This window comes from Micromonospora sp. NPDC050980 (assembly GCF_040653835.1).
GTDB lineage: Bacteria > Actinomycetota > Actinomycetes > Mycobacteriales > Micromonosporaceae > Micromonospora.
This window is the reverse complement of the sequence record NZ_JBFAGS010000006.1, coordinates 149,232-175,860: the sequence shown is the minus strand read 5'-3', so window position 1 is coordinate 175,860 and position 26,629 is coordinate 149,232. Positions and strand designations below refer to the sequence as shown.

Genomic DNA, 26,629 nt, shown 5'->3' with positions numbered 1-26,629 from the left:
GAGAGCGGCTGCGCGCTGTTATTCTCGCGTTGCCCATCGTGCTGTCGCGGGCGGCGTTGCCGCCGGGTCGGTGGTGGCCGGAGATCGATCGGGGGGTTACGATCCGGCGCGGTGACGGGGCGGTAGCTCAGCCGGTTAGAGCAGGGGACTCATAATCCCTCGGTCGCGGGTTCGAACCCCGCCCGCCCCACCAGCACATACGTGGACGACGCGGGGAAGCTGCGCGAGCAGAGCACCACGCGTAACGCCACCAGGCAGGGCCGAACACCGCCGCCGCGCTACGCCGACGCCGGCTCATCCGAGTGCACGACGGACAGCCACCACGAGCCGACCGCCGTGAGCCCTACGACGAGCACCACCGAGACCACGCCGCCCGACTACCCGCCCCCGCCGATGCTGCCGGCATCACCGGGGCCGGCTTTGACGTGCTGCCGCGCCGGCAAGCCGGCTTGCCCCCGAGTGTCGTGGCAGGGCACCGCGATGCCCGCCAGGATCAAGCCCTTCCCATTTGAAGGCGCACACCCGGCGTCGGTGATCTTCACTCCTTCCCGGCTGATACCTCGCCGCGTACAGAGGAGCCTTCACCTACCAAGAAGGGACCGCGAATCGCGAAAAAGTGCCTTGATCAACGAAAATTCTTCTAGTTTTTTGCAGGCACCTCATGAGACGACCGGCCTGTCAGGGGCGCCCGGTCGCGGACGGCGCATGATTCCGATGCTTGGGACCGTGGAGCACCACGTCATCATCGTTCGCGGGCAGAGGCACCCACACCTCATCCGGATCGACCAGGAGCACGGTTGCCGCCGGCAGAGAGCGAACCCAGGACAAGACCTCCTCCCGGCTGCCCGCCCGTGTGGCGATACCAACAGCCTCCGCGTTGTCGCCAGCCTCGTCGAAGGGGTCCACCCACGTAGCGCGCCAGACCGTGTGGCGCTCCCGTTCACCGGCCCCGCTCAGACTCACATAGATGGTGCCGTGGCCCCGGACGAGGGACGCCGATACGCTGTTCCGTGCCGCCTCCGTCAGGTCGGGGTTCCAGTGGCGCTGCACTCTTCGAGGCTCACCCATGCCGGTCACGGTGGCCCCGTCGCCGCCTCATCGGCCGGTGTACAGCTCTGCGAGGGCCGCACGGATGGCCGGTACCGCCTCGGCGGGGTGGTGGTCAAGGGGTAGGTGCTTGATCGCCTCGTAGACCGCTTCATCGATATCTCTGACGGTGAGGTCGTCGGGTAGGCGTTGGAACCAGCGATAGCCAGCCGGCCGCTCCGGCAATCCCACATCGCGTAGGAACGAGTTCGCGGCCTCATCGATGATCTCTTGATCATCGGCCGTGCGTGGCTCGAAGGACGTACGCTCTCCTGCGCGGTCGATGATCTTCACCTCCACTTGGTGTTGCCGGGTTTCAGGGAGCCGCGCCAGGGTGGAGGGGTCGGCGAGGTAGCCGAGCATGGCATCCCAGCCGGAAGCGCTCAGCTCCCAGTACCTGCCATCAGGAGTGTGGATGGCGTGGCGGCGCTCGGTGATGTCCGGCGGTGAACCGGGGAACGGCGCGGCCGTGCCCCAGGCGTTCGGTGCGGCGCTGGTGTCGCCCATGCTGCTCCTCCGAGGCTTGCTACGGCACGGTCCCGACCTCCCCGGGGAGAGGTCGGGACCGTGGTCACACATCCGCATTCACCTGTGATGGTACGACTTCGGACCGGACAGGATCAGAACTTGCAGGGGTCGGCGGTCGACCCGTAGCACTTGAAGCGCGCCGTCTCCAGCGGGGGCAGCGTGCGCACGGAGTAGCCGCCGGGGGTGAAGTCGGTGTTGAAGGCCGCGTAGTACGGCTTGGGGTTGACCAGGAAGTTGCCGTAGAGAGTCGAGCTGTTCCAGCGCCAGTTCGTGCCACTGATTCGGCCCGGGTAGAGAGCGTGGTCGCCGCAGTCGGCGTCCGGCCAGTTGTCGATGACCTCGTAGCAGTTGATCCGGGAGTCGCTGAAGGTCAGCGACGGGCCGTAGTCCCAGATCAGGGAGACGGTCCACCGGCCGCGCCGACCCTGGAGGCTGTTGCGGATGATCACGTCGAAACTGCCGATAACCCCGTTGCTGTCGCCGTAGGTGGCGTTGCCCTTCGTCTCGCCGATGTAGCGCGAGGCGTCGATGACCCGGTGACAGGTGCCGCTGCTCTCGCACCAGGTGTCGTAGTCGTCCGCGAGGACCGACACGGGATCGGGGGCCGGGGCGATCGTCGCGGCGACGGGCGTGAAGGTGGTGACGTGGGTGCCGTTGGGGTCACGGCGGGTGCTGGCCAGGCCGGCGCTCGTGCAGACCCATTCCGGCGACTTCTGCTGCATGGCCAGCGCGATGCACGGCGCGAGCACCTTCTGAGCGCCGTCGTAGGTGTTCTTCCCGCTCGCGCCGGCCACCGCCGGAGCTTCCACCGTCGTGACGCCGAGCACGACAGTGAGAAGGCCGGCGACGATTGCGCCGCCCCTTCTGAGACTACGGACGTTCACGCTTTCTCCTCTCACACAAACCGCCGGTTAATGCGGTCCTGAGAATTCTTGCGAAATCTAGAACCGTCAACCAATGCTTTGTCGCTTTACTGACACCCATCAACATCAATCAATATATGCAAGGCGGAATTGCCGCATGGGCGAAATCGGACCCGGCGGTGAAATCACGTTCGGCCTGTTTGGTCCGCCTAGCTTCGCTCCCTCTCTTGTAACTTCGGCCACCCCAAAAAGCGATCGAACAGCTCGTTCGCACTCGGCACGTCTGCGCGCAGCTTGGCGAGGTCGTCCGCCGCATCACAAAGCGTCCCGGCCAGGTACACGAACAGGCTCACCCTGTTCCGTTCGTACTCACTCAAGAGCGCAAGCTTCGCGTCCCCACACGGCCATGGATGGCCGCAGGCACGACACAGCCAGATCGGCCGAAGCGGCGAATGCGGCCGGCGCGTCACGACGGCCACCCCGACTCTGCCAACAGCCGATGCAGCTCCCGACAGACACATCCAGAAGGCGGCTGGGCGAGGATCTGCCGAATCTGCGCTTCCTTCTTCTGCTCCCTCAGCCGACGCGCCAGAGCGTCCGTGCGGCCCCACGCGGCCAGCAACGCACCCTCGCATCCCAACGCCACGGCACAGGCCATCCAGAACTCGCGTGGCGCGACCTGGCGCCCTACCTCGATGTTGGCGATGCTGCTGCGCGACCGCCGCACCAAGAGCGCCAACCGCTCCTGTGTCACCACCGCCGACCGCCGCGACTCCGCCAGAGCACGCCCAACACCCGGCGTGAGTCCGCCACCACCTGCAACGTGACCACCTCCAGGCGCTGAGGAGCGGCGAGCACGGCCACCACAGAAAGGGTCACCGCCGCCTACCGCCCTCATGAGACAGACGACCCGGCGGCCGAGCCGGCGCGTACTCCGCAGCGGTACGCGCCACCACTGAGCCGGCCGTCTGCCCGTTCCTGGCTCTCCACGCCAGCAGCGTTTCGCCCGCGCGACTGAGCCGAGCACAACTGCCGTCCGGCTGGCACCGAGAGCACGCATTTCGGTGATGGAAGCCAACGACGAAACCCGCCATCATCACGGCGAACGGGGGTTCAGGCAGCGGCGTTCCCACGTTCACCGCCGATCTCCACATGACCGGCGGCCCGTCTGATCAGCCCGCCACATGCCACCCCGCGTCAGCAAGGGCCGATCATTTAGCAGCATTGTGGGACCGTTCCAGCCGGGCGCTGAACGGACGCGGCCGACATGTAGACCGCTACATTGCCCACGCGCCGAGCGCTCTGAGACATCTCCGGGGTGCTGCTTGCGCCGAAACCACTTCCATCGAGGCACGTTGCTCTACCTCCCGTCGCGTCGGCCGTCTGGTCTCAGCCTGCAATCAGCGGACTACGCTCGGAAGGAGGTCGATGCTTTCAGAGGCTTTCAACAGGGGGACCCCGTGGACGACCTAGGCGCGCAGTTGCGGCAGGCTCGTACCGAGGCCGGCGTGACGCTGGCCTCGGTGGCGGCCCGCTCGTGCTACTCGGCTTCGCACCTGAGCAACGTGGAGGCAGGACGGAGGGCCGCGACCCCTGACATCGTGCTCGCCTATGCGCGGGCGCTCGGGGAGGGTGACGTGAACCGCCGACAAGTACTCGGGCTCGCAGCCGGCGTCGTGGGTCCGGTCGTTGCTGGAGAACTCATCCGTGCTGGCTTTACCGCCGCACTTGATGGCCGAGGGGCCGAGGAAGACTGGCGCGAGCGGGTTGACCAGTACGGCCGGGACTACATGGCTGTAGGAGCGGCCGTTCTCCAGGTCAGACTTGCGAATGACCTCGTGATCCTTCAACAGCATCTCGACACGCCGCACATGTGGTCGCACGCCGCGAGAGCCCTTGTCACCTATGGGAAAACCACAGCCAACCCGGCTGAAGCGATCCGTTGGTACGACCTGGCGGCAACGGCGGCGGACCGGTCCCACGACCTTGGAGTCCGCGTGTGGGTTCGGGGCCGGGCAGCTATCGCACTCGCCTACGAAGGCGCGGCGCTTCCAACGGCCCGGCGGTACGCCGACCAGGCCCTAGCCCTGTCCGACCGGCCCTCGCTCGGCCGCGTCCAGGCCCTCATGGCCGGCGCGCACGTCGCGGCGGGGCGCGGCAACCAGGCCGGCGCGATCGCGCTTGACACCGAAGCGCGGCGCGTCTTCGATCACGTCGCGTCACCGGACGGCGAAATCTCCGACACCGCCGTTCCGCCATGGCGTATGGCGACCTTCCGTAGCATGCTGTACGCCCGTTTGGGGATGCCGGAACCTGGAAGCGAGGCTCAAGAGGAAGCCGACCGGACACGGCCGGCAGGGCTCCCGCGCTTCGCGACGCACATCGAGCTACATCGGGGGCTGACGATGGCAAAGGCCGGCGACAAGGCTGGCGGCGTCATGTACGCCCGGCGGGCTTGGGACGCGCTTCCGGCCGAGCGGCGGTCACAGAGCCTCGCGCTGATGCTGCGCGAGGTCGAGCGAGCCTGACAGCGAGGCGGAGCTCACTGCGGCTGAGAGCACTCAGCCGACCGGCGTGGGGGCCTAACGTGAGCCCGGTGTGAGCCCGGACGCCTCCGGACTGATCGTCACGGGGCTAAGGCGTGTTTCATAAGCCCGGTCAGAGCCATTCGCAGATGATGGTGATGGTCAGGACGGCCTGGAACCGGACGGCCAGCTTGTCGTAGCGGGTGGCCACGCCGCGGTGGCGCTTGAGTCGGGCGATGCCGTTCTCGACGGCATGGCGTAGCCGGTAGAGGTCTCGGTCGAACTTCGGCGGGCGTCCGCCGCGGCTGCCCTTGGCCTTGCGGTGGGCGTCCTGGTCGGTCTTGCTCGGGATGCACGCCTTGATCCCACGCTTGCGTAGGTAGGCGCGGTTACCGCGGCTGGTGTAGGCCTTGTCAGCCAGGACCAGGTCGGGGCAGGTGCGGGGCCGGCCCACGCCAAGACGGCTCACCTTGATCCGGCGCAGGACCGGGATGAACTGGGGACTGTCACCACGATGCCCGGCGGTCACCACCATCGACAGGACCTTCTGCCCCTGCTCACAGGCCAGATGCGTCTTGGTGGTCAGACCGCCGCGAGATCGTCCGAGGGCGTGATCGGCGGGTTCGTCGTGCACGCCGCCGGGTGGCTCTTTCTGCAGGTGACCATCGTGGCGGGCGCCAGCGGCGTGTTGGTGGGCGCGGCTGGTCATCGAGTCCACGCTGACCGTCCAGGCGATCCGGCCTTGCGCATCGCCGGCGGCCTGTGACGCGGCCAGGATCTTGTCCCAGGTGCCGTCGCGCTGCCAGCGGCGGAACAGGCCGTAGACCGTCTGCCAGGGTCCGTACTCGGCCGGGACGTCACGCCAGGGCGACCCGATCCGAATCCGCCACCTGATCCCGTCGACGAGCTGCCGTTTCTCCCACTTCGGCGGCCGACCCTTCGCCGACGCGACCGGCAGCAGTGCGGCAAGCCGCTGCCACTGAGCGTCGGTGAGGTCGTGCCGCCTCGTCACCGCTAAGGTGGCCACGAGGTCTCCGGTATGACGTTCTTGCTTGGTCGCAGAACCAGATACCGGAGACCTCTTCAGTTGTCGATCACCGCCACGCCGGGACCTTCATCGACCACCACAACTTCTGAAACACGCCTTAGTTGGGGAACCACGGTGAGGGGTGCCCACCAGGACGGATAGGCACCCCTCAACACGTCTTCGGACTGGCGATCACGCGGGAAATCTAACTCATAATCCCTCGGTCGCGGGTTCGAACCCCGCCCGCCCCACCACTTCCGAGCTGCCCGCGACGGCCCTCGGAGTTCGCGGTCAACGCCGTGTCGATTTGTGCCGCCTGCGCCCTGCCCTGATCAGCGCGGCGAACACGCCCACGCACAGGACAGAACACAGGCACATGGTGCCCGCCGCGATGGGATCGCTTTTCGGGCCCGACACGATGCTCACCGATGTGAGTCCGAACACGATGGCAAGCATGGGCGACAGCAGACGTGCCGCAGCGCGGTGATGACGTCGATTGTGGGCGGCGTTGATACGACGTTCCTCGGGACTGAGGTCCTTCTCCCAGGGAGTGTTGAAGGGCCAGTTGGCCACCCAGATCATCACGGCCAGGCCCGCGACGGCCATCAATACCGTCAGGACGAGCATGTGCCACCTCTGAAAGCGCTGGCCAAGGTCGGAACGCCCACCCGTGATCGGGATCAACCTCGTCGGGCAGTGCGTTGAGCGCGCCCGGCCCGACGAGGCGTCGGGCCGGGCGCGTCGCGCGAGCTACGCCACGAAGCGGGATCGGCGCCGACGGCCGATCACGAAGCCCACGCCGCCGAGGAGCAGCAGCGCCCCGCCGACGCCGGCCACCGTCGCGGTGTCGGAACCGGTCACGGGCAGCCCGCCACCCTCGCCGCCGGGAGCGCCCGCGCTGCCGGAGGGTGCCGGGGTCGGCACGACGGTCGTCGTCGCGCTGGGCGTGGCGGTCGCCGTCGCCGTCGGCTCGGGCGTCGCCGTCGCCGTCGGCTGAGCCGCGCAGTCGAGCGCGCGGGCGTCGTACAGGCCGGTGTTCAGGTAGGCCAGGAAGACGTCGACGGAGCCGTCGTCGAGCGCCGTCTGCGCCGCCTTCCGCACGGCGGGGCCGGCGTTCGTCATGGTCTGGCCCGTCGCGACCCGCAGAGCCACCTGCCACCTGCCCTGCACGCCCGACTTCAGGAAGGCGCGCAGATCATCCGAGGTGCCGTTCAGCCGCTCCTCGATGGCTTCGGGCAGAGCGGCCAGCGACTCGGCTTTCGCCTCGTCCAGGAGCCGGTAGGCCAACAGCCGCAGGTCTGCGGTGCTGGCGGTGTCCAGGTCGATGGTGATGAGCTGGCGAAAGTCCTGGTAGACCCGGCGCTCGATCGTCTGGCAGGCCGGGTCCAACCCAGGCGCCTGGGCCTGAGCCACCGCCGGCGCTCCCGGAATCAGAAAGGCCAACGCCATCAGGACGCCGGCCGCCAACTTCAATCGCATGTGGATGGTCCTCCCCGTTTCAGGCAAAAACATGGCGATGCTACCGGCAGCGGGTGGATCCCACTGCCCCGCATCGCTCCGCCGAACCGGCCCCCTGCGCCGAGGGCCGATGCCGCATGCTGTGCGCCATGGCGAACTACGACCCCAAGGCGGACCTGCGCGACTATCTGCGCGGGGCCCGCGAGGCGATGGTGTGGAAGCTCGACGGGCTGAGCGAGTACGACGCCCGCCGCCCGCTGACCGCCACCGGCACGAACCTGCTGGGCCTGGTCAAGCACCTGGCGCGCGGCGAGTTCGGATACTTCGGTGAGACGTTCGGGCGCCCGAGTGACGCCGTTCCGCAGTGGCCCGACGGTGAGCAGGCGTGGGAGGCGTGGGCGCTGCCGACGGAGTCGCGCGAGTCCGTCGTCGATCTGTACCGGCAGGCGTGGGCGCACGCGGACGCGACGATCGAGGCGTTGCCGCTGGACGCCGTCGGTCGGGTGCCGTGGTGGGGCGACGGCGGCGATGTGACGCTGCACCACGTCCTGGTCCACGTGACCGCCGAGACGCATCGCCACGCCGGTCACGCCGACATCATCCGGGAGTTGATCGACGGCACGGTCGGTCTGCTGCGGACCACGACGAACGTGCCGACGACGGACGCCGCGCACTGGGCCGCACACCGGGACCAGGTGGAACGGTACGCGCGGGCGGCGGCCGGACGATGACACCTCCCAGGGACCTCGCTCGTCGCCTCTCCCACGTACGGTGGATCGCGGGCGGCACCGGCGCGGGCAAGAGCACCCTGGCCCGGGCCCTGGCCGACCGCCACGACGTGCTGATCTACGACGGTGATCGCGCGGAGCGCGGCTACGTCGGCCGGTGCACCGCGCGGGAGCAGCCGTACCTGTGGGCGTTGCTCCACGCGCCGGACGCGCGGCGGTGGAACGGGCGCAGCGCACAGGAGATCCTCGAGTCGATGCCGAGCCGGCACGGGGAGACGTTCGGTTTCGTGCTGGACGACCTGCTGGCGCTGCCCGCGGACCGGCCGGTCCTGGTCGACGACTTCCGCACCCTGCCCCGCGACGTCGCGCCGCTGCTGACCTGGCCGGAACAGGCGGTCTTCCTCCTGCCGACGCCGGCGTTCCGGGACCGGGCGTTACGCGCGCGGTTCGCCGACCCGGTACGGGCCCGCGCGAACTGGGGGGACAGCGACCACGACGAGGCGCTCGCGCTGCGGCTGGCCCGCGACGAGCTGTGGGACGGCGAGATCCGCCGCCAAGCGGTCGCGTCGGGCCTGCCGCTGGTCACCGTCGACGGCTCGCGTGACGTGCGCGACCTCGCCGACGACCTCGCCGTCCGCTTTCGTCTGGGCTGACCCGCAACCGCACGTGACGCGGGCCGTCACGCCTGCCGGATGCTCGCGGTGTCCCGGCGGTGGCGAGGATCCTCGGCCTCGTCGAGCAACGCGAGAGCCCCGTCCACGCCGGCCGGCCGCCGCACGTGGAGTACGAGTTGACGTCGCTGGGCCGTAGCATGCTCGAACCGATCGCGGCGGCGTGCGCCTGGACCGCGCGGCACTGGGACGAGCTGCTCGACGCCCGCGAGTCCTACGACAGGCAGGACCTACGACGTCTCGGGCAGCGCCGCGGTGACGTCCAGCTCGACCAACTGGCCGGGAAAACCGAGCTGGGCCACCCCGAGCAGCGTGCTGGCGGTCGTGAACGCGGCGGCGAGCGGGGAGGCCAGGAACCGCCGCCACACCTGGGCCAGCATGGCCCGGTCGGCGCTGACGACGTAGACGACGGTACGCACGACGTGCTCCGGGCCGGCGCCGACCGACCGGAGGGCGGCCAGCACGTTCCCGGCGATCTGGTCGACCTGGGCGTCGACGTCACCGTCGCCCACCAGCATTCCGTCTGGGTCCAAGGGGCACTGGCCGGCGAGGTGGGCGGTGCGCCCGGCGGGAACGACGGTGACGTGGTGGTATCCCGGGGTCGAGTGCAGGCCCTCAGGGTTGGAACTGATGATGGTCATGCTCCGCAGCATCCCGGACCGACGCTCAGGCGTCACCGGGTTTCGCGCGGCGGTGCAGATCAGAGGAGGTCGGATGGATGGAAATCTGGCGAGGTCTCGCTGATGTCCTGCTTCGGCGAAGCGCAGCCCGGCGAGCCCGATCGGCCGGTCCGGGTAGGCGTCGCGGCACACCCAGGCCAGGATGTGGCACGCGCCGGCGGCGAAGAACGCCTGGTCCGTGCGGTCCCACGCGAGGCGCTGGTCGGACCGTTCCAGCGGGGTGCGTCGGAAGACCCCCGTTGCCACCGCCGTCATTCGCCACCCTCGGCGTACGCGGCGAGGTTCGCCAGCGAGGGCGCGATGCCCTCCTCGTGGACGGCCTGGCCGATGCCGGGTGGCAGCCACGCCTCCAGGGCCTCCCGGTCCAGGAGGGCGTCGTAGATCGGCGCTGGTGTCGCGGCGATCGTCCGGCTCGCCCGGTCGATCCTGCTCATCGCTCGATCCTAGGCCCGACCGGGTTCAGGATGGACCGGTGCGGTTTCCACTGTCGACACCCCCGACGATTCCCGCCGGCACGCTCGCGGCCGGTCCGCAGCCGACGCTCACCACCGGTGGCGATGTCGTGCTGCGGCCCTGGCGGGACACCGACGCGGCGGCGTTTCTGGCCGCGTACCAGGATCCGGAGATCCGGCGCTGGCACACCCGTCGACCCGCCTCGGAGGAGCAGGTGCGCGAGTGGTTCGGGTTCTACCGCCGGGCGTGGCGGCAGGAGACGGCGGCGAGTTGGGCGATGACCTAAGGCGGCGGCGACGCGCTGGGGCGCATGGTCGTGGGCGCCATGGACTTCGGTGACGGGGTGGCGGTGTGCGCGTACTGGGTGGTGCCGGCCGCCCGCGGCGCGGGCGTGGCCTCCCGGTCGCTGCGGGCGGTGAGCGACTGGGCGCTGGGCGCGGTGGGATTCCACCGTCTCGAACTCGACCACTCGACCCGCAACCCCGCCTCCTGCCGGGTCGCGGTCAAGGCCGGGTTCCGCCCGGAGGGCACCAGACGCAACGCCGCCGTGCATCCGGATGGACGGCACGACATGCACCTGCACGCCCGGGTACGCGGCGACGACTGAGGCTCGGCCCCGCCCACCGGTCGAGGAATTCGGGGTCCAGCGTCGCATCCCCGGCGTTGGCCCACAGCGCAACGTGGGTGTCCGCAGCAGGCTCACGCGCCGAGGCCGAAATCAGCCGCGATCTCGGCGTTGGTCTGCGGCGAGTCCCAGTCGCCGCAGAGGTCAATCTGCCCCGCGAGAGACCCGATGGCGGTGCGGTTGGTTCGCCTGACCAACGGCACGATCTTCGCCACCGGCGTCCCGGCCCACTCGATGATGATCTCCTCGCCGCGTTCCGCCCGCTCGATGATCTGTGAGAGGTGGGTCTTGGCGTCATGCATGTTGTAGTGCGCCTCGGTCGACATCGCCGCCCCTTCGGTGAGCTAGGAGCTCAGTCAGTTCGGTGGAGGCTGCCACGGGCACTCCGTAGTCGGCCCATGGATGGTCCCGCCGTGCCGATTGTCCCGGGGACAGCGCGGGCCATCCGGAAGAGCGGCCATATGTGATGATCGACGCCGAGGGCGTCGGCGGGAGGACGTATGACCGAGCCACGGCGCAGCACCGCGCCACGGACGTCGTTCTGGCAGTCGATGGCCGGGATGCTCACCGCCGTCGCCGGCCTGATCACCGCGCTCGTCGGGGTCGCGGCGCTTGCCTACCAGGTGAGCGGTGGCCCCGCCGCCGCGCCGGCCACGCCGTCGTCGGCCCCTCCCCGGGCAGCCGGCCAGGAGACGTCCGCACCGCCGGACGACGCCTCGGAAAGCGCCGGCGCGGGCCCCTTCGAACTGCTGTTCAACAACAACGGCGTCGATCTCGACGCCGACCCGCCCAGGGTGGCCACCCGGCCGGACACCGGCATCGACGTCTACGACGGGGGCGGCTCGATCCAGAGTTATCCCGTCTGGGCCGGTCTGGCCAGGTGGAGTGCGGCCGGCACACCGAGCCGGCAGGACTGCCTATCCCTGCTCAACGGCTTCGCGACGATCAACTCCATCTACCGCAAGGGCAGCCGATACTGCGTGCACACGCGCGAGGAGGTCCACGTCGCGTTCGTCGAGTTCGTCGAACCGATCGAGGGCGGCTGGAAGATCCGGGTGACCGTCTGGCCGGGCGCGGCCGGCTGACTCGCCTGCCCGCCGGACCGCCCCGGCCGCACGGCTCGACGACGCGCGGATGAGAGAGTGGCAGCGTGCGGGTGGGGATCCTCGGGCCGCTGGAGGTCCGCGACGGCGAGCGGCTCGTCGACGTCGCCGGGGCGCGGCTGCGGGCGCTGCTGATCCGTCTCGCCCTCGACCCGGGCCGGCCGGTCAGCGTGCCGGCGCTGGCCGAGGCGCTGTGGGCGGGCGCGCCGCCCGCCGACACCGCGAACGCCGTGCAGACGCTGGTGTCCCGGCTGCGCCGGGCGGTGCCCGGCCTGGGCGTCCGCAGCGGCCCGGCCGGTTACCGCCTCGACCTGGCCCCGGACGACGTGGACGCCGAGCGGTTCGCGCGGCTGGCCCGGGACGGCCGGGAGGCGCTGCGGGACGGCGACGCGCCGCGGGCGCTGGCGACGCTGCGCGACGCGCTGGCGCTGTGGCGCGGCCCGGCGCTGGCCGAGGTGGCCGACGCCCCCTACGCGGGTGCGGCGGTGGCGCGGCTGGCGGAGCTGCGGCTCACCGCGCAGGAGGACCGGATCGAGGCGGAGCTGCGGACCGGCCGCCCGGAGCTGCTGGTCGCCGAGCTGGACGAGTTGGCCGCCGCGCACCCGCTGCGGGAGCGGCTGGCCGCGTTGCGCCTGCGGACGCTCGCCGCCGCCGGCCGGCCGGCTGAGGCGCTGGAGGCGTACGAGTCGATCCGGCAGCGGCTCGCCGACGAACTGGGGGTGGACCCCTCGCCCGAACTGCGGGCGGCGCACCTGGCACTGCTGCGCGGCGAGGCGACCCCGCCGCCGGTGGCTGCCGCGCCGCGCGGGAACCTGCGCGCCGCGCTCACCACGTTCGTCGGGCGCGACGACGATCTGCGCCGGCTCACCGGGCTGCTCGCCAACAACCGGCTGGTCACGCTGATCGGGCCGGGTGGGGCCGGCAAGACCCGGCTGGCGAGCGTCGCGGCGGCGCGGCTGGCCGACGGCGTGGCCGGTGGGGCCTGGCTGGTCGAGCTGGCACCGATCACCGACCCGGCGGACGTGCCGCGGGCCGTGCTCGACACGCTCGGGCGGCGGGACCGGACGCTGGAACCGGCTCGGGCGACCACGCGCGACACGCTCGGACGGCTGGTCGACGTGATCGCCGCCGAGGAGACGCTTGTCGTGTTGGACAACTGCGAGCACGTGGTGGAGGCCGCCGCCCGGCTCGCCGAGGAACTGCTCGGCCGCTGCCCGGGGCTGACCGTGCTGGCCACGTCCCGGGAGCCGCTGGGCATCGTCGGCGAGGCGCTGGAGCCCGTACCACCGTTGCGCCTGCCGCCGGCGGACGCGAGCCCGGCCGACGCGACCGCGTACCCGTCGGTGCAGTTGCTGCGGGACCGGGCCGTGGCTGTGCGGGTCGGGTTCGCGGTGACCGGCGACAACGTCGCCGACGTGGTGGAGATCTGCCGCCGGCTGGACGGCCTGCCGCTGGCCATCGAGTTGGCCGCGGCGCGGTTGCGGACGCTCTCGCCGCGGCAGGTCGCGGCCGGTCTGGACGACCGGTTCCGGCTGCTGACCGGCGGCAGCCGGACCGCGCTGCCCCGGCACCGGACGCTGCGCGCGGTGGTGGACTGGAGCTGGGGGCTGCTCACCGGCGACGAGCGCCGGCTGGCCGAGCGGCTCGCCGTGTTCCCCGCCTCGGTCACCGCCGAGTCTGCGGCCGGCGTCGCCGGCCCGGCCGCCGCCGCGCTGCTCGACGCGCTCGTCGACAAGTCGCTGCTCCAGGTGGTCGGCGACGGGCGGTTCCGGATGTTGGAGACCATCCGGGAGTACGGGTTGGAGCGCCTTGCCGCCGCCGGAGCCGCTGCCGGGGCGCGCGCCGCGCACACCGCGTACTTCTGCGACCTGGTCGCGACCGCCGAGCCGCACCTGCGCACCGCCGGCCAGCTGCCCTGGCTGCGGTTGCTGGCGGCGGAGCGGGAGAACATCGTCGGTGCGCTGCACTTCGCCTGCGACGCCGGTGACGCGGACACCGCGCTGCGGATCGGCGCGGGTCTGGCGCTGCCGCTGACCATCTGGGGCGACGACGGCGGGATCGGCGGCGACGTGCTGGCCCGCGCGCTGGCGCTGCCCGGGCCGACACCGGCGGCGGAGCGGGCCGTGGTGCTCGCCATCCGGGTGGTCACCGAGATGTTCCAGGTCGCCCGCGAGCCGACCGGGGAGCGGATCGCGGAGCTGACCGAGGCGGTGCGCGCGGCGAAGGGGACCGGTCACCCGGTGGTGGCGCTGCTCGAACCGGCTCTGTCGATCTTCACCGACGACACGGTGGCCGGGATCGCCGCGGTGGACCGGGCGCGCGGGCACCCGGACCCGTGGACCGACGGGACGCTGCTGGCCATGCGCGGCCAGATCCGGGAGAACGACGGCGACGCCGAGGGCATGCTGCGGGACCTGACCGGCGCGGTCGAGGAACTGCGCGCGGTCGGCGAGCGGTGGAGCCTGTCGATGGCCCTCAGCCAGTACGCGGACGCGCTGACCAAGCGCGGCGACTTCGAGGCGGCGACGGCGGCGTTGGAGGAGTCGGCGCGGCTAATCCGCGAACTTGACCCGGGCGCGGAGCCGGGCTTCCAGTTGATCTGGTTGGCCGCGATCCGGGCCCGCTCCGGCGACGTGGCCGGCGCCAAGGCGGAGCTGCGCCGGTTCGTCGCCGACCGCACGGCCGACCGGGACGGCCGGGACGCCGCGTTCGGGTTGATGATGCTCGGCGACATCGCTCGGCTGGAGGGCTCGCTCGACGAGGCGGGCGAGTGCTTCGCCGAGGCGATGCGTCGCCAGGACGAGGCGCCGCTCGTCGCGCCGCAGTTCCGCGGCCTGCTGCTGGCCGCGATGGGGCACCTGGCGCTCGCCCGGGGCGACGTGTCGGGGGCGCGGACGTGCCTCGCCGAGGCCACCGTGCGGGGCCTCGCCGCCCGGGACATGCCGGTGGTCGCGGTCGTCGCGCTCGGGTGGGTGGCGGTCGCCGAGGCGGAGGGCCGGTACGAGCGGGCCGCCGAGCTGCTCGGCACGTCCGACTCGCTGCGCGGCCGGCCGGACCGGTCCAACGCCGACGCGCAGCGGCTCGCCGAGCGGCTGCGCGCCGAGCTGGGCGATGACGGTTACGCCGCCGCGTACGCCCGGGGGCACGGGCTGAGCCGGGCCGACGCCCTCGCGTTCGTGGCGCTCGACCCGGCTCGGTGAGGCCGGTCAGGCGCGACGCCGGTAGGCCCGGACGGCGAGCGGCGCGAAGACCGCGATGATCGCCACGGTCCAGAGGAGTGAGCGGGTCACCGGCCCGGCGACCGGGCCGCCGATGATCAGTCCCCGGGCCGCCTCCATCACGTCGGCCACCGGGTTCACCCCGACCCACCACTGCAACCAGCCGGGCAGCGTGTCGGTCGGCACCATCATGTTGGTGCCGAAGGTCAGCGGGAACAGCAGCAGGAAGGCGGTGCCCTGCACCGCGCCGGGGCTGCGCATCAGCACACCGAGCAGCACGCCGATCCAGCTCACCGCGAACGCGAACGCGATGGTCAGCAGGCAGGCCGCCAGCGTGGACAGCGGGTCGGTGCCGATCCGGAAGCCGATCGCGTAGCCGAACGCGAACAGCACCGCGATGCAGACCACGAAGCGGACCAGGTCGCCGACGACGGAGCCGACGAGCGGCGCGGACCGGGCGATCGGCAGGCTGCGGAACCTGTCGAAGACGCCCTTCTCCACGTCGGTGTTGAGGCTGACGCCGGTCGCGATGGACGCGAACAGCACGGTCTGCACCATGATCGCCGGGAGCAGGAACTCCAGGTAGGCGTGCTGTGAGCCGGAGATGGCACCGCCCAGCAGATAGACGAAGATCACCACGAAGACGACCGGCTGGAGCGTCACGTCCAGCAGTTGCTCCGGGGTGCGCAGCGTCTTGATCAGGCTGCGACCGGCCAGCGCGAGACTGTGCCGGGCCAGCCCGAACGGGCGTGCGCCGGCCCGCGGTGCGCCGGTGCGGGGCGGCGTCGCCGCCGCGCGGGTCGTCGTGGTCATGCCGCCACCTCCGTAGGCTCCTCGGCGCCGTGGCCGGTCAACGTGAAGAACACCTCGTCCAGGCTGGGCAGCCGCAGCGCCAGCTCGACCACCCCGATGCCGGCGTCGTCGAGCCGGCGGACCACCGCGGTGAACACCGCGTCGTTCTCCACCGGCACGGTGAGCAGGCCGGGTCGGGGCAGCTCGGGTTCGGCGCCCGCGCCGGCGCGCAGGATGTCGGCGACCTCGCCGATCCGCTCCGGGTCGGTCGGCCGGACCACGATGGTCTGGCTGCCGGCGATCCGCTTCAACTCGCCCGGCGTGCCGTGGGCGATCACCCGACCGTGGTCGATCACCGAGATCTCGTCGGCGAGCGCGTCCGCCTCGTCCAGGTACTGCGTGGTGAGCAGCACGGTCGAGCCGTCGTCGACGAGCGAGCGGACGACCCCCCACATCTCCTCGCGCTTCGCCGGGTCCAGGCCGGTCGTCGGCTCGTCCAGGTAGATCACGTCCGGTCGGCCGACCAGGCTCGCGGCCAGGTCCAGCCGGCGGCGCATGCCACCGGAGTATGTCTTGGCCGGGCGTCCGGCCGCCTCGGTCAGGTCGAACCAGGCGAGCAGCTCCGCCGCTCGGGCCCGCGCGTCGCGCCGGCTCAGGTCGAGCAGCCGGCCGATCAGCACCAGGTTCTGGGTGCCGGTCAGGTCCTCGTCGACCGAGGCGTACTGCCCGGTCAGCCCGATCAGCCGGCGCACCTGGCCGGCGTCGCGGACCACGTCGTGGCCACCGACTGTGGCGCGCCCGGAGTCCGGGCGCAGCAGGGTGGCGAGGATCCGCACCGCAGTGGTCTTGCCGGCGCCGTTGGGCCCCAGCACCCCCAGCACGGTCCCCCGTCGTGCGGCGAGGTCGATCCCGGCCAGCGCGGTCGTCGTCCCGAACCGCTTGACCAGGCCCTCCGCCTCGAATGCGTAACTCATGGCGCCGAGCATGGCGGACGCCGCTGACAGCGGGCGCACACCGCGCTGACACCGGCGCCTTCGCCGGGATCGGATGATCAGCCGGGTGGTCGAGCCGATCCGCCGCGCGGCCACCGCGATCACGTTGCCGGACGCGGCCTCAGCGTCAGTCGCGGTCCAGGCGCTCGGCGTACGCGTCGCGCAGCTCCGCCCAGCCGAAGTCCTTCGCCTCCGCGCCGCGGATCGGGCCGACCGGGTCGCCGTCGAGCAGGTGCCCGGCGACGTCCAGGCAGAGGTGCCAGCCGGCGGCCACCATCGGCGCCAGGTCGGGCCGGTCGATCCGGTGCCGCAGGGTCAGCGTGGTGCCGCCGCCGGTCGGGGTCAGCTCCCAGCGCAGCAGTCCGTCTCCCCAGGTGTATTCCAACAGGCTCGGGTGGTCGGCGTGCCGCACCGTGGCCGGCGCGGGATCGGCCCGGTCGCCGTCGACGGTGCGCAGCGTGGCCTCGCCGGGGCGGCCCAGGTCCCGGTCGGCGAGGAACGGCGCCCACTCGGCGAGCTGCCCGGGGTCGGTGAGCGCGGCCCACACCTTCTCCGGCGGGTGCCGTAGCTGCCGGACGAGGATCAGGTCCCACCGGTCGCCGACCGGGACCCGGTCGACGTCGGCGAGCGGGCCGGGGCGGAAGTCGTCACGCTGCATCGTCACTCCTGACGGTCGAGATGGCGTTCCAGGGCATCGAGGTGCTCGGTCCACATCAGCCGGTAGGGCCCGAGCCAGTCGTCCACCGCCCGCAGCGGCCGGGTGTCCACCCGGTAGATCCGCCGCTGGGCCGCGGTGCGGCAGGTGACCAGGCCGGCCTCGCGGAGCACCCGCAGGTGCTTGGAGACGGCGGGCTGGCTCATGCCCAGGGCGTCGACCAGCTCGCCGACGCTGCTCTCCGCGCGGCGCAGCCGGTCGAGGATGTCGCGCCGGGCGGGCTCGGCCAGCACGGCGAAGGCGTCCACGGTCACGCCCACAATATGCCACCACGGTTATATGCCGGTCAAGGCATACTAGCTGGCCCTATGCTCAGGTCATGGAACTGCGGATCTTCACCGAACCCCAGCAGGGCGCCAGTTACGACCAACTGCTCGCCGTGGCGCGCCGCGCCGAAGAGACCGGCTTCGCCGCGTTCTTCCGTTCCGACCACTACCTGAAGATGGGCTCGGTGAGCGGCGACCCCGGTCCCACCGACGCCTGGACCACGCTCGCCGGCCTGGCCCGCGACACCACCCGGATCCGGCTCGGCACGCTGATGAGCGCCGCCACCTTCCGCCTGCCCGGCCCGCTGGCCATCACCGTCGCGCAGGTCGACCAGATGAGCGGCGGCCGGGTCGAGCTGGGCATCGGCACCGGCTGGTACGCCGAGGAACACGCCGCGTACGGCATCCCGTTCCCGCCGCTGGGCGAGCGGTTCGACCGGCTGGAGGAGCAGCTCGCGGTCATCACCGGGCTCTGGTCCACCCCGGCCGGCGCCACGTTCGACCACCCCGGTGCCTACTACCCGGTCAGTGACTCCCCGGCACTGCCCAAACCGGTGCAGCGGCCCCGCCCGCCGATCCTGCTCGGCGGCATGGGCCCGAAACGCACCCCCCGCCTCGCCGCCCGCTACGCCGACGAGTTCAACCTGCCGTTCGTCTCGGTCGACGACACGGTGGCGCAGTTCCGGCGCGTGCGCGACGCCTGCGCCGAGATCGACCGGGACCCGTCCACGATGGTCTGGTCCAACGCCCTGGTGCTCTGCTGCGGGCGGGACGACGCCGAGGTGGCCCGCCGCGCCGAGGCGATCGGCCGGGAGCCCGCCGAGCTGCGCGCGAACGGCGCCGCCGGCACGCCCGCCCAGGTGGTCGACACGCTCGGCCGCTACGCCGAGGCCGGCGCCGGCCGGGCCTATCTCCAGGTGCTCGACCTGGCCGACCTGGACCACCTGGAGCTGGTCGCCGCCGAGGTGATGCCGCAGCTCTGAGCGGCTCGCCTCACCGCCCTGCCTGCCCCCGCGCCGGTCGTTACCGCACGTGACGGCGACCGGCCGTTCAGGCCGCGGTCGCCCGCCGCACGGTGTCGAGCCGGCCGTCCCGGTCGCTGTCCAGGTACATCACGTCCGGGACGCCGTCACCGTCGATGTCGACCTGGACCACGTCGGCCACGCCGTCGCCGTCCAGGTCGGTCACCACCTCGACGGAGCCGTCCAGGTGCCGGGTCACGATCGACCGCGCCTGCCCGTCGCGTGGAGCGGGCCCGGGGTGGGGCGCCGGCTCCGGTTCCGGCGTCGGCGCCGGCACCGGCGCGGTCAGGTCCGGCCCGACGCCGGTCGGGTCGATCTCCTCCTCCGACGGGTACACGTCACCGTGGAGGCTCGGGTCGCGGTAGCTGCTCATCCCACCAGGATTCCCGCTGCGACCCCGGAGCAACCCTGCCCGCGCGCGATGGCGGATGATGCAGCGCATGACCGACACCAACTGGGCCGGCAACGTCCGCTGGTCGGCCCGGACCCGGCACCGGCCGACCTCCCTCGACGAGCTGCGCCGGTTGGTCGCCGGGGCCGACCGGGTCCGGGCCGTCGGCACCGGTCACTCGTTCAACCGGCTCGGCGACACCACCGGCGCCCAGATCGCGCTCGGCGGGCTGCCGCCCACCGTCGTGCTCGACCCCGACCAGGGCGCCGTCACGGTCGCCGCCGGCGTGCGCTACGGCGACCTGGCCACCGCGCTGAACACCCAGGGGTACGCGCTGGCGAACCTCGCCTCGCTGCCGCACATCTCGGTGGCCGGCTCGGTCGCCACCGCCACCCACGGCTCCGGCGTCGCCAACCGCAACCTGGCCGCCGCCGTGGCCGCCCTGGAACTGGTCACCGCCGACGGCGACCTGCTCGCCGTCGACCGGACCGACAGCCGGTTCGCCGGGCTGGTGGTCAACCTCGGCGCGCTGGGCGTGGTCACCCGGCTCACGCTCGACGTGGTCCCCACCTTCGCGCTGCGCCAGCACGTCCGGCTCGGCCTGCCCCGGGCCGCCCTGGACGAGGCGCTGGACGCCGCGTACAGCGTCAGCGTCTTCACCGGCTGGCGCTCCGAGCGCCTCGACCAGGTGTGGCTCAAGCAGGACGCCGACCAGCCGCCGCCGCCCGCCGACTGGCTGGACACGACAGCCGCCGAGACCCCGCAGCACCCGGTGCCCGGCATGTCGCCGGAACACTGCACCGCCCAGCTCGGCGCGGCCGGGCCATGGCACGAGCGGCTGCCGCACTTCCGGCTCGGCTTCACCCCCAGCAGCGGCGACGAGTTGCAGTCCGAGTGGCACGTGGCCCGCGCCGACGCGACGGCGGCGCTCGCCGCGCTCGACCCGGTCGCCGAGCGGATCGCCGCCGTGCTCCAGGTCTGCGAGCTGCGTACGGTGGCCGCCGACGAGCTGTGGCTGAGCCCGAACTTCCGCCGGGACACGCTGGCGCTGCACTTCACCTGGATCGGCGACCCGGTGGCGGTGGCGCCGGTGCTGGCCGAGGTGGAGCAGCGGCTCGCCCCGTTCGCGCCGCGCCCGCACTGGGGCAAACTCTTCGACCGCGACCCGGCCGCCGCGTACCCCCGGCACGCCGACTTCGCCGCGCTGCTGCGCGAGTTCGACCCGGCCGGGAAGTTCCGCACCGCGGAGCTGGACCGCTACTTCCCGCGCGACTGAAAGGTGCTGGCCGGGCCTGCGCCCCGGCCTTCGCTTCGCTCGGTGCGGTCACCGGTGCCGGCCGCCGGCCGGCGCTCAGCGGCCGGCGGGCGACCGCGGGCGCAGGCTGCCGCGCTGCACCGCGCGGCTGATGTCGCTGGGCGAGACGATCCCGACCAGCCGGCCGTCCACCACCACCAGCGCCCGGCCGTCGGTGCACTCGTTGAGCCGGGGGAGCAGTTCGGTGAGCTGCTCGTCCGGCCGGGCGAGCACCAACTCGTCCGCCCGGCAGGACACCTCGGCCAGGGTGGTCGACGGGCGGCGGTCCGCCGCGACGCCGCGTACCCGGTCGAGGGTGACCAGGCCGACCGGCCGGTCGTGCTCGGTCAGCGGCAACGCCGAGTGCCGGTACGCGAAGAGGTAGTTGTCGACGAAGTCGGCAACGGTCAGGTCGCCGGACGCGGTCTGCGGCTGCGGCGTCATCACGTCGCCGACCCGGACGCCGCGCAGCGCGTCACCCATGCGGGCCTGGCGCTCCTCCTGCCCGGCCGCGCCGATCAGGAACCAGCCGATCAGCGCCAGCCAGAGCCCGCCGAACCCGGCCCCGCTGAGGAACCGCCACAACCCGAGGCCGATCAGCACGATGCCCAGCACCCGGCCGGCGCCCGCGGCCACCACCGACGCCCGGGTCCGGTCGCCGGTGGCCTTCCACACCGCCGCGCGCAGCAGCCGACCGCCGTCCAGCGGCGCCGCCGGCAGCACGTTGAACAGCGCCAGCAGCACGTTGATGCCGGCCAGCCAGGACAGCGCGCCGAGCAGCAGCCCGTGCCCGCCGGCCACCGCGACGGCCACCGCCACCGCGCCGAACACCACGCCGATGACCAGGCTGACCAGCGGCCCCACCCCGGCGATCCGCAGCTCCGCGCCCGGGTCCTTGGCCTCACCCTTCAGCTCGGCGACGCCGCCGAAGAGCCAGAGCGTGATCCCCTCGACCTCGATGCCGTTGCGCTTGGCCACCACCGCGTGCGACACCTCGTGGGCGAGCAGGCCGAGGAAGAAGACCACCGCGGCGGCCAGGCCGGCCGCGACGTAGGCGAGCGTCGAGTTGCCCGGGTAGGAGCTCGGGAACAGGCTCGCCGACAGCGACCAGGCGATCAGCACGAAGATGACCAGGACACTCCAGTTGACGCCGACGGGTACGCCCGCCACCCGGCCGAGCCGGAAACTCGCCCTCATCGTTCCTCCATACCCAGCGCGTCGCCCCGGTAACAAAGTATGCACCGACTATGCTGAGAGTATGACGCGCCGCATCACCATCAGCCTGCCCGACGACGTTGCCGAGTATGTCGAGCGCTCGCACGGCACGACGTCCGGCTTCATCGCGGACGTCCTGCGGCGCAAGATGCGGGCCGACGGGCTGCGGGCGCGATGGGCCGAGCACGGCTATGTGGTCACCGACGAAGACGTGGAGCGTGCGCGTCGCCGACTGGCGGAACAGCCCTCGATCACCGACGAGCAGCACGACCGGAACATGCGGTGGCTGCGCCAGTTCGGCGACGACGAGGGGTCGGCAGCGGCGTGAACGGGCTGGTCCTGGACACCTCCGCTCTGCTCGCCTACGCCGCGGGGGACAGCGTGGAGCCTGGTGCGCTGCTGACCCTCGCCCAGGAGGACCCGGAACAGGAGGTGTGGATCCCGGCGCTGTGCCTGGGCCAGGCGCAGCTCCAGCTCGCCGGGACGCCGGCCACCGACCTGCTCGACTTGCTCCTGGACGCCGACCGTGACATCCGGGTCGCGGTGTACGACGGCCCGACCAGCCGGCGGGTGGCTCGGATCGCCGCGAGCGGCAAGGTGCCTCTCGACGTGGCCCACGCCGTCGCCACGGCCGTCCTCTACCGCTGCTACCTGGTGACCCGGGACGTGCCGACGGTGGCTGTGGTAGCCCCACCCGACCTGGAGATCCTCGACATCGCCGACTCCTGGGAGTGAGTGGCTGCCCGGTAAGGTGCCGGGGTTGAACAGACAGCGACGATCATGCAAGAGGGGGCGGCGCATGCGGGAGGACTCGCCGCGCTGGGAGCAGATCAACCCCAGTTCCTACACCTGGGAGCAGGACGGCCTGCGGGAGCTGGCCGGCTACCTGCCGGACGCCGAGCCCTACCACGTCTGGGCGAACGTCGAGTTCGTCGGTGCGGACGGTTCGATCAACGAGGTCGACGCCCTGGTGCTCACGCCGAGCGGCCTCTACGTGCTGGAGCTGAAGCACTGGCTGGGCGAGATCCGCGGCGACGGCACCCAGTGGGTGCGCCGCGCCCCCAACTCCCGGCTCATCCCGGAGGACAACCCCTACATCTTGGCCAACCGGAAGGCAAAGCGGCTGGCCAGCCTGATCCGCCACTACGCCAAGCAGCAGGGGCGGCAGCACGAGACGCCGTACGTCGGTGCGGCGGTGTTCCTGCACGCCCGGGCGATGCGGGCGCAGCTCGACGTGATCGGCAGCCAGCACGTCTACGGCCTGGACGGCCACCCCGGGGCCACCCTGGCAAGCCTGAAGGCGTTTCTGCTCGCCCCGCCGCGTAACCCGGGTCACCTGGTGGACGAGGCACGGGCCCGGCAGATTGTGGAGCTGGTCCGTGGCGCCAAGATCCGGCCGTCGGTGGCGGACCGGAAGGTCGGCCAGTTACTGCTGCATCCGAAGCCGTTCGCGGAAGGGCTCGGCTGGCAGGACTTCCTGGCCGGGCACACGCTGGACACGTCGTTGGTGCGCCGGGTCCGGTTCTATCTGACCAGCCGGGCCGCCGAGCACGAGGTGCCGGCGATCCGCAGGGCGGCGGAGCGGGAGTTCCGCCTCCTTCAGGGCATCCACCATCCGGGCGTGGCCCGGGCGCACGACCTGGTCGACCACCCGTGGGGCCCGGCGGTCGTCTTCGACCATCAGCAGGACTGGGTACGCCTCGACCAGTGGCTGCTGCGGCGGGGGGACGCGCTCACCCTGGCCCAGCGGCTGCGACTGGTGCAGGATCTCGCCGAGATCATCGACTACGCCCACTCCCGACGGCTTGCCCACCGGGCGCTCTCACCCCGGGCGGTCTATGTCGGCGACCCGGACGGGACGCGCCCGACGCTTGTGGTGACCGACTGGCAGACCGGTGGGCGTCTCGCCGGCACGTCGCAGCTCACCCGCCTCGGCCCGTCGAGCGACCCGGCCACGCTGGACCTGTTCTTCGACGACGAGGTCCGCCGCTACCAGGCGCCGGAGGCGGACCGTGCGGCCGGGATGCCCGGTCACCGGCTCGACGTCTTCTCGCTCGGCGCGCTCGCCTTCCGGATCTTCGCCGGAACGGCTCCCGCCAGCACGGCCGAGGATCTGGCCAACACGGTGCGGGACAGCGGGCTGCACCTGGACGCGGTGGCGGACGGGATGCCGTCCGAGCTGGTCAAGCTGGTCTACGACGCCACCCGCGGCGACCCGGGGCAGCGACTGCCCAGCGTCTCGCGGTTCCGCGTTGACCTGGAGAAGATCTGGGACGAGCTGACCGCGCCGGAGCCCGAGCCGGTGACCGATCCGCTCTCCGCGCAGCGGGGAGATGTGCTCGACGGCGGGCTGGAGGTGAAGGGCCGCCTCGGCTCGGGGGCCACCGCCGTCGCGCTGCTGGTCACCCGCGCCGACGAGCCCCGGGAACTGGTTCTGAAGGTGGCCCGCGACGAGCAGCACGAGGAACGGTTGACCGCGGAGGCCCGTACCCTGGCCGGGCTCAAGCATCCCCAGGTGGCCGCGCTTGTCGACGGCCCGGTGCGGGTCGGCGGCCGGACCGCGCTGCTGATGGAGAGCGCCGGGCGGCGGACCCTCGCCGAGGAGCTGCGCGGCGGCCGGCTCGCGCTGGACCTGCTGGAGCGCTACGGGCGGGACCTGCTCGACATCGTCAACTATCTGGACGGTCAGGGCGTCTGGCACCGCGACCTGAAACCGGCCAACCTGGCGGCCCGGCCCCGGCCGAAGGACAAGCAACCGCACCTGTGTGTCTTCGACTTCTCGCTGTCGTCGACGCCGGCCGACCAGCTAGGCGCCGGCACGGTCGGCTACCTCGACCCGTTCCTCGGCCCACCGCGACGACTGCGCTACGACGCGGCGGCGGAGCGGTTCGCGGCGGCCGTGGTGCTCTACGAGATGGCGACCGGCACGCTGCCGCGTTGGGGCGACAACGCGAACCCGGCCGCGGTCGGCGAGGAGGTGGCGCTGGACCCGGCGGCGTTCGACCCGGCGGTCGCCGACCGGCTGGTGGAGTTCTTCCGCCGGGCGCTGGCCCGGCAGGCCACCGTCCGGTTCGACACGGTCGACGAGATGACCGACGCCTGGCGGGGCATCTTCCAGCAGGTCCCGCAGTCGGCGGTGACACCGGTCGGGCCGCAGCCGGCGGTGGTGGGGCTGACCCGTGAGTCGCCGCTGGAGGTCACCGAGCTGACCGCGCGGGCCCGGTCGGCGTTGGAACGGCTCGGCATGCACACGGTCGGCGAGCTGCTGGACGCGGAGCTGTCGGCGCTGACCCGGGCGAAGGGGGTGCCGGACGCCACCCGTAAGGAGATCATCGCCCAGGCGCGCGCGCTGCGTGCGGTGCTGCCCGGCCTGAGCGGGCCGGCCGGCGTCGAGGCCCGCCCGGTGGCCCAGGGCGTCGAGGCGCTCTGCGCAACCCTGCTGCCGCCGAAGACGTCCCGCAACCACCGGGCCCTGGCCGTGCTGCTCGGCCAGGCGCCCACCGACGACGGCACGTTCCTGCACTGGCCGGCGCAGAGCGACGTCGCCCGGGCGACCGGCAGGAAGCAGCGGCAGATCTCCGTGGCGTTGCGGAACGAGACACCGAGATGGTTGGCCGATCCGGCGCTGGCGGCGGTGCGCAACGAGATCGTCGCCCTCCTCGACGCCCGTGGCGCGGTGATGTCGGCCGCGGAGTTGGCGCGGGCGGTGATCGCCGCGCGCGGCTCCTACACCTCCGAGCCGAAGCGGTTGCCCCAGGCGATCGGCCTGGTCCGGGCCGCCGTCGAGGCCGAGCTGAGCACCGGTGGGGACGCCCGCGTGGCCACCCACCGCTGCTACGGCTCGGGGATCGTCCTGGTCGGCCGGGAGCCCGACGACCCGACCTCCGCGGTGACCGCCGAGGACTTCCTCGGGTACGCGGTGAAGCTGGGCGACCGGGCCGCGGAGCTGACCGACGGCGACCCGTTGCCGACCCGGCAGCGGGCGCTGGAGGAACTGCGCCGGCTGCCGGTGCCGGCCGGTATGCCGCCGCTGGCCGACCTGCGGCTGTTGCAGCTCGCGGCGGTGGCGAGCAACGACCGGGTCGACGTCAACGCGCAGGGTCAGCTCTATCCGGTGGGGATGCCGGCGGTGCGGGCGCTGCGGCTGTCGGCGGGCACCCTGATCGGGCAGTCGCTCGGCGAGCAGCAGATCCGCGACCGGGTGCACGGCCGCTTCCCGCGCGCCGAGCGGCTGCCCGGCCGCCCCGCCCTGAAGGAGCTGCTGGCCGCGGCGGAGGTGCCGCTGACCTGGCACGCGCCCGAGCAGCGGTATGGCCGGCCGAACACGATGTCGTCGGTGACCGGCACCCGGATGGCCACCAGTCAGGCTCCCCTGCTCGGGGTGTCCGCCGCCGACGAGGTCGGCGACAAGCTCGCCGCGGCGATCGAGCGGCGGGCCTTTCTCGCGGTGCTGGCCCCGTGGCGCCGGCTCGGCCCGGCCCGGCGGGCGCTGCTGGCCCGGCTGCCGCTGACCGAGGTGGACGTCACCGCGATCCTGCTGACCCGGCTGCGGGGCCTGGGCTTTCCGTGGGAGGCGATCGTGGCGGCCGACAACGGCGTGCCGTTGGACGCCGACTTCCGCAGCCTGGTGGACCTGGTCCGGCATCAGGTCGTGCCGGCGATCGGCGAGGCGATCGCCGCCGCCGACGGGCCGGTGCTGCTCACCGAGGCGGCGCCGCTGGCCCGCTACGGGCAGCTCGGGCTGCTCCAGGAGTTGGCGGACCTGACCCGGCCCCGGCCGGCGGCCCGGCTGCTGTTGGTGCCGGCGCGACGTCCCGAGCCGGCGGTGCTGGACGGCGTGCAGTTGCCGCTGACCTCGCCGGCCAGCCAGTCGCTCTGGCTCGCCGACGACTGGATCGAGCTGGCCCTCGTGGCGTAACGACCTTCCGAAGATGTCCGTGCCGCAGGCATTCGTACGACTCGGACGAGTTGTACGAT

Annotated in this window: 27 protein-coding genes, 1 tRNA gene and 1 pseudogene; 12 read left to right on the top strand and 17 right to left on the bottom strand. The window is 72.3% G+C overall.

Translation table 11 applies throughout. The annotated features are described in order from the left end of the window. Nucleotides 1-116 precede the first annotated feature (116 nt). Nucleotides 117-193 (top strand) — tRNA-Ile (locus tag AB0H28_RS12565). Nucleotides 194-1,095: 902 nt separating this feature from the next. On the opposite strand, the gene AB0H28_RS12560 is transcribed toward AB0H28_RS12565, so the two are convergent. From AB0H28_RS12560 to AB0H28_RS12540, 5 genes are all read right to left on the bottom strand, one after another. Beyond that, the gene (locus tag AB0H28_RS12560; protein ID WP_358037858.1) at nucleotides 1,096-1,593 is read right to left on the bottom strand and encodes a DUF5956 family protein; all 498 of its coding nucleotides are present in this window, start codon (nucleotides 1,591-1,593) and stop codon (nucleotides 1,096-1,098) included. A 113-nt stretch (nucleotides 1,594-1,706) separates the two neighbouring features. Next, nucleotides 1,707-2,498, bottom strand: coding sequence for a hypothetical protein (locus tag AB0H28_RS12555; protein WP_358037855.1), 792 nt, complete (start codon nucleotides 2,496-2,498; stop codon nucleotides 1,707-1,709). A 188-nt stretch (nucleotides 2,499-2,686) separates the two neighbouring features. Next, nucleotides 2,687-2,998 (bottom strand): hypothetical protein, encoded by a 312-nt coding sequence (locus AB0H28_RS12550; protein ID WP_358037852.1) that lies wholly within the window; start codon nucleotides 2,996-2,998, stop codon nucleotides 2,687-2,689. Continuing rightward, the gene (locus AB0H28_RS12545) at nucleotides 2,944-3,231 is read right to left on the bottom strand and encodes a helix-turn-helix transcriptional regulator (protein WP_358038234.1); all 288 of its coding nucleotides are present in this window, start codon (nucleotides 3,229-3,231) and stop codon (nucleotides 2,944-2,946) included. Before AB0H28_RS12545 ends, AB0H28_RS12550 begins: the two co-directional genes overlap by 55 nt. Next, complete coding sequence (locus tag AB0H28_RS12540; RefSeq protein WP_358037849.1) at nucleotides 3,228-3,356, bottom strand: hypothetical protein; 129 nt, start codon at nucleotides 3,354-3,356, stop codon at nucleotides 3,228-3,230. The genes AB0H28_RS12545 and AB0H28_RS12540 overlap by 4 nt, the downstream gene beginning before the upstream one ends. 581 nt (nucleotides 3,357-3,937) lie before the next feature. On the opposite strand from AB0H28_RS12540, the gene AB0H28_RS12535 reads away from it, so the two are divergent. Beyond that, entirely contained in the window at nucleotides 3,938-5,005 is a 1,068-nt protein-coding gene (locus tag AB0H28_RS12535) for a helix-turn-helix transcriptional regulator (RefSeq protein WP_358037847.1), read from the top strand. A 130-nt stretch (nucleotides 5,006-5,135) separates the two neighbouring features. Here AB0H28_RS12535 and AB0H28_RS12530 read toward each other — a convergent pair whose 3' ends face one another. The 3 genes from AB0H28_RS12530 to AB0H28_RS12520 all read right to left on the bottom strand — a co-directional run bounded on the left by AB0H28_RS12530 (nucleotide 5,136) and on the right by AB0H28_RS12520 (nucleotide 7,508). Continuing rightward, nucleotides 5,136-6,029 (bottom strand): IS5 family transposase, encoded by an 894-nt coding sequence (locus AB0H28_RS12530; RefSeq protein WP_358037844.1) that lies wholly within the window; start codon nucleotides 6,027-6,029, stop codon nucleotides 5,136-5,138. Nucleotides 6,030-6,320: 291 nt separating this feature from the next. Next, entirely contained in the window at nucleotides 6,321-6,656 is a 336-nt protein-coding gene (locus AB0H28_RS12525; protein WP_358037841.1) for a hypothetical protein, read from the bottom strand. A gap of 123 nt (nucleotides 6,657-6,779) precedes the next feature. After that, nucleotides 6,780-7,508 (bottom strand): ALF repeat-containing protein, encoded by a 729-nt coding sequence (locus AB0H28_RS12520; RefSeq protein WP_358037838.1) that lies wholly within the window; start codon nucleotides 7,506-7,508, stop codon nucleotides 6,780-6,782. A gap of 128 nt (nucleotides 7,509-7,636) precedes the next feature. Between AB0H28_RS12520 and AB0H28_RS12515 the strand changes: the two genes are divergently transcribed. After that, the gene (locus AB0H28_RS12515; protein ID WP_358037836.1) at nucleotides 7,637-8,218 is read left to right on the top strand and encodes a DinB family protein; all 582 of its coding nucleotides are present in this window, start codon (nucleotides 7,637-7,639) and stop codon (nucleotides 8,216-8,218) included. Further along, the gene (locus tag AB0H28_RS12510; protein WP_358037833.1) at nucleotides 8,215-8,868 is read left to right on the top strand and encodes a hypothetical protein; all 654 of its coding nucleotides are present in this window, start codon (nucleotides 8,215-8,217) and stop codon (nucleotides 8,866-8,868) included. Before AB0H28_RS12515 ends, AB0H28_RS12510 begins: the two co-directional genes overlap by 4 nt. Before the next feature lie 248 nt (nucleotides 8,869-9,116). Here the strand turns inward: AB0H28_RS12510 and AB0H28_RS12505 are convergent, their stop codons facing one another. Next, nucleotides 9,117-9,821: a RidA family protein gene (locus tag AB0H28_RS12505; RefSeq protein ID WP_358037830.1), complete on the bottom strand. Its 705-nt coding sequence runs from the start codon at nucleotides 9,819-9,821 to the stop codon at nucleotides 9,117-9,119. Continuing rightward, entirely contained in the window at nucleotides 9,818-10,000 is a 183-nt protein-coding gene (locus AB0H28_RS12500; protein ID WP_358037827.1) for a hypothetical protein, read from the bottom strand. Before AB0H28_RS12500 ends, AB0H28_RS12505 begins: the two co-directional genes overlap by 4 nt. Between AB0H28_RS12500 and AB0H28_RS12495 the strand changes: the two are divergent. Continuing rightward, a pseudogene (locus AB0H28_RS12495) lies at nucleotides 9,958-10,626 on the top strand (GNAT family N-acetyltransferase). The gene AB0H28_RS12500 and the pseudogene AB0H28_RS12495 sit on opposite strands and share 43 nt — an antisense overlap. Before the next feature lie 92 nt (nucleotides 10,627-10,718). Here AB0H28_RS12495 and AB0H28_RS12490 read toward each other — a convergent pair. After that, nucleotides 10,719-10,970: a type II toxin-antitoxin system prevent-host-death family antitoxin gene (locus AB0H28_RS12490; protein ID WP_358037825.1), complete on the bottom strand. Its 252-nt coding sequence runs from the start codon at nucleotides 10,968-10,970 to the stop codon at nucleotides 10,719-10,721. A gap of 174 nt (nucleotides 10,971-11,144) precedes the next feature. On the opposite strand from AB0H28_RS12490, the gene AB0H28_RS12485 reads away from it, so the two are divergent. Together AB0H28_RS12485 and AB0H28_RS12480 are read left to right on the top strand one after the other, a co-directional pair. Continuing rightward, nucleotides 11,145-11,729, top strand: coding sequence for a hypothetical protein (locus tag AB0H28_RS12485; RefSeq protein ID WP_358037822.1), 585 nt, complete (start codon nucleotides 11,145-11,147; stop codon nucleotides 11,727-11,729). Between the two features lie 65 nt (nucleotides 11,730-11,794). Next, on the top strand, nucleotides 11,795-14,947 hold the full coding sequence (locus AB0H28_RS12480) for a BTAD domain-containing putative transcriptional regulator (RefSeq protein ID WP_358037819.1): 3,153 nt from the start codon (nucleotides 11,795-11,797) through the stop codon (nucleotides 14,945-14,947). Between the two features lie 6 nt (nucleotides 14,948-14,953). On the opposite strand, the gene AB0H28_RS12475 is transcribed toward AB0H28_RS12480, so the two are convergent. The 4 genes from AB0H28_RS12475 to AB0H28_RS12460 form a co-directional block, all read right to left on the bottom strand. Further along, nucleotides 14,954-15,778 (bottom strand): ABC transporter permease, encoded by an 825-nt coding sequence (locus AB0H28_RS12475; RefSeq protein WP_358037816.1) that lies wholly within the window; start codon nucleotides 15,776-15,778, stop codon nucleotides 14,954-14,956. Further along, nucleotides 15,775-16,731: an ATP-binding cassette domain-containing protein gene (locus AB0H28_RS12470; protein ID WP_358037814.1), complete on the bottom strand. Its 957-nt coding sequence runs from the start codon at nucleotides 16,729-16,731 to the stop codon at nucleotides 15,775-15,777. The genes AB0H28_RS12475 and AB0H28_RS12470 overlap by 4 nt, the downstream gene beginning before the upstream one ends. Before the next feature lie 145 nt (nucleotides 16,732-16,876). Further along, complete coding sequence (locus AB0H28_RS12465; protein ID WP_358037811.1) at nucleotides 16,877-17,407, bottom strand: SRPBCC domain-containing protein; 531 nt, start codon at nucleotides 17,405-17,407, stop codon at nucleotides 16,877-16,879. A gap of 2 nt (nucleotides 17,408-17,409) precedes the next feature. Continuing rightward, the gene (locus AB0H28_RS12460) at nucleotides 17,410-17,718 is read right to left on the bottom strand and encodes a metalloregulator ArsR/SmtB family transcription factor (protein ID WP_358037808.1); all 309 of its coding nucleotides are present in this window, start codon (nucleotides 17,716-17,718) and stop codon (nucleotides 17,410-17,412) included. A gap of 65 nt (nucleotides 17,719-17,783) precedes the next feature. On the opposite strand from AB0H28_RS12460, the gene AB0H28_RS12455 reads away from it, so the two are divergent. Next, the gene (locus tag AB0H28_RS12455; RefSeq protein WP_358037805.1) at nucleotides 17,784-18,713 is read left to right on the top strand and encodes an LLM class F420-dependent oxidoreductase; all 930 of its coding nucleotides are present in this window, start codon (nucleotides 17,784-17,786) and stop codon (nucleotides 18,711-18,713) included. Nucleotides 18,714-18,780: 67 nt separating this feature from the next. Here AB0H28_RS12455 and AB0H28_RS12450 read toward each other — a convergent pair whose 3' ends face one another. Further along, nucleotides 18,781-19,125: a hypothetical protein gene (locus tag AB0H28_RS12450; protein ID WP_358037802.1), complete on the bottom strand. Its 345-nt coding sequence runs from the start codon at nucleotides 19,123-19,125 to the stop codon at nucleotides 18,781-18,783. Between the two features lie 67 nt (nucleotides 19,126-19,192). Between AB0H28_RS12450 and AB0H28_RS12445 the strand changes: the two genes are divergently transcribed. Next, nucleotides 19,193-20,419 carry an FAD-binding protein gene (locus tag AB0H28_RS12445; RefSeq protein WP_358037799.1) on the top strand — a complete coding sequence of 409 codons (1,227 nt, stop codon included), beginning with the start codon at nucleotides 19,193-19,195 and terminating at the stop codon, nucleotides 20,417-20,419. 75 nt (nucleotides 20,420-20,494) lie between these two features. Here AB0H28_RS12445 and AB0H28_RS12440 read toward each other — a convergent pair whose 3' ends face one another. Beyond that, entirely contained in the window at nucleotides 20,495-21,634 is a 1,140-nt protein-coding gene (locus AB0H28_RS12440; RefSeq protein WP_358037796.1) for a site-2 protease family protein, read from the bottom strand. Nucleotides 21,635-21,695: 61 nt separating this feature from the next. Between AB0H28_RS12440 and AB0H28_RS12435 the strand changes: the two genes are divergently transcribed. The 3 genes from AB0H28_RS12435 (at nucleotide 21,696) to pglW (ending at nucleotide 26,570) form a co-directional block, all read left to right on the top strand. After that, on the top strand, nucleotides 21,696-21,980 hold the full coding sequence (locus AB0H28_RS12435) for a hypothetical protein (RefSeq protein WP_358037793.1): 285 nt from the start codon (nucleotides 21,696-21,698) through the stop codon (nucleotides 21,978-21,980). Further along, nucleotides 21,977-22,387: a hypothetical protein gene (locus AB0H28_RS12430; RefSeq protein ID WP_358037791.1), complete on the top strand. Its 411-nt coding sequence runs from the start codon at nucleotides 21,977-21,979 to the stop codon at nucleotides 22,385-22,387. Before AB0H28_RS12435 ends, AB0H28_RS12430 begins: the two co-directional genes overlap by 4 nt. A gap of 64 nt (nucleotides 22,388-22,451) precedes the next feature. After that, nucleotides 22,452-26,570, top strand: coding sequence for a BREX system serine/threonine kinase PglW (gene pglW / locus AB0H28_RS12425; protein ID WP_358037788.1), 4,119 nt, complete (start codon nucleotides 22,452-22,454; stop codon nucleotides 26,568-26,570). Nucleotides 26,571-26,629 lie beyond the last annotated feature (59 nt).

What these genes read in the sequence shown, in the direction of transcription:
- AB0H28_RS12560 (WP_358037858.1), bottom strand. Translation starts at nt 1,593, where the DNA reads ATGGGCGACACCAGCGCCGCACCGAACGCCTGGGGCACGGCCGCGCCG.
- AB0H28_RS12550 (WP_358037852.1), bottom strand. Translation starts at nt 2,998, where the DNA reads ATGTGTCTGTCGGGAGCTGCATCGGCTGTTGGCAGAGTCGGGGTGGCC.
- AB0H28_RS12525 (WP_358037841.1), bottom strand. Translation starts at nt 6,656, where the DNA reads ATGCTCGTCCTGACGGTATTGATGGCCGTCGCGGGCCTGGCCGTGATG.
- AB0H28_RS12520 (WP_358037838.1), bottom strand. Translation starts at nt 7,508, where the DNA reads ATGCGATTGAAGTTGGCGGCCGGCGTCCTGATGGCGTTGGCCTTTCTG.
- AB0H28_RS12515 (WP_358037836.1), top strand. Translation starts at nt 7,637, where the DNA reads ATGGCGAACTACGACCCCAAGGCGGACCTGCGCGACTATCTGCGCGGG.
- AB0H28_RS12510 (WP_358037833.1), top strand. Translation starts at nt 8,215, where the DNA reads ATGACACCTCCCAGGGACCTCGCTCGTCGCCTCTCCCACGTACGGTGG.
- AB0H28_RS12505 (WP_358037830.1), bottom strand. Translation starts at nt 9,821, where the DNA reads ATGACGGCGGTGGCAACGGGGGTCTTCCGACGCACCCCGCTGGAACGG.
- AB0H28_RS12500 (WP_358037827.1), bottom strand. Translation starts at nt 10,000, where the DNA reads ATGAGCAGGATCGACCGGGCGAGCCGGACGATCGCCGCGACACCAGCG.
- AB0H28_RS12490 (WP_358037825.1), bottom strand. Translation starts at nt 10,970, where the DNA reads ATGTCGACCGAGGCGCACTACAACATGCATGACGCCAAGACCCACCTC.
- AB0H28_RS12485 (WP_358037822.1), top strand. Translation starts at nt 11,145, where the DNA reads ATGACCGAGCCACGGCGCAGCACCGCGCCACGGACGTCGTTCTGGCAG.
- AB0H28_RS12475 (WP_358037816.1), bottom strand. Translation starts at nt 15,778, where the DNA reads ATGACCACGACGACCCGCGCGGCGGCGACGCCGCCCCGCACCGGCGCA.
- AB0H28_RS12470 (WP_358037814.1), bottom strand. Translation starts at nt 16,731, where the DNA reads ATGAGTTACGCATTCGAGGCGGAGGGCCTGGTCAAGCGGTTCGGGACG.
- AB0H28_RS12465 (WP_358037811.1), bottom strand. Translation starts at nt 17,407, where the DNA reads ATGCAGCGTGACGACTTCCGCCCCGGCCCGCTCGCCGACGTCGACCGG.
- AB0H28_RS12455 (WP_358037805.1), top strand. Translation starts at nt 17,784, where the DNA reads ATGGAACTGCGGATCTTCACCGAACCCCAGCAGGGCGCCAGTTACGAC.
- AB0H28_RS12450 (WP_358037802.1), bottom strand. Translation starts at nt 19,125, where the DNA reads ATGAGCAGCTACCGCGACCCGAGCCTCCACGGTGACGTGTACCCGTCG.
- AB0H28_RS12445 (WP_358037799.1), top strand. Translation starts at nt 19,193, where the DNA reads ATGACCGACACCAACTGGGCCGGCAACGTCCGCTGGTCGGCCCGGACC.
- AB0H28_RS12440 (WP_358037796.1), bottom strand. Translation starts at nt 21,634, where the DNA reads ATGAGGGCGAGTTTCCGGCTCGGCCGGGTGGCGGGCGTACCCGTCGGC.
- AB0H28_RS12435 (WP_358037793.1), top strand. Translation starts at nt 21,696, where the DNA reads ATGACGCGCCGCATCACCATCAGCCTGCCCGACGACGTTGCCGAGTAT.
- pglW (WP_358037788.1), top strand. Translation starts at nt 22,452, where the DNA reads ATGCGGGAGGACTCGCCGCGCTGGGAGCAGATCAACCCCAGTTCCTAC.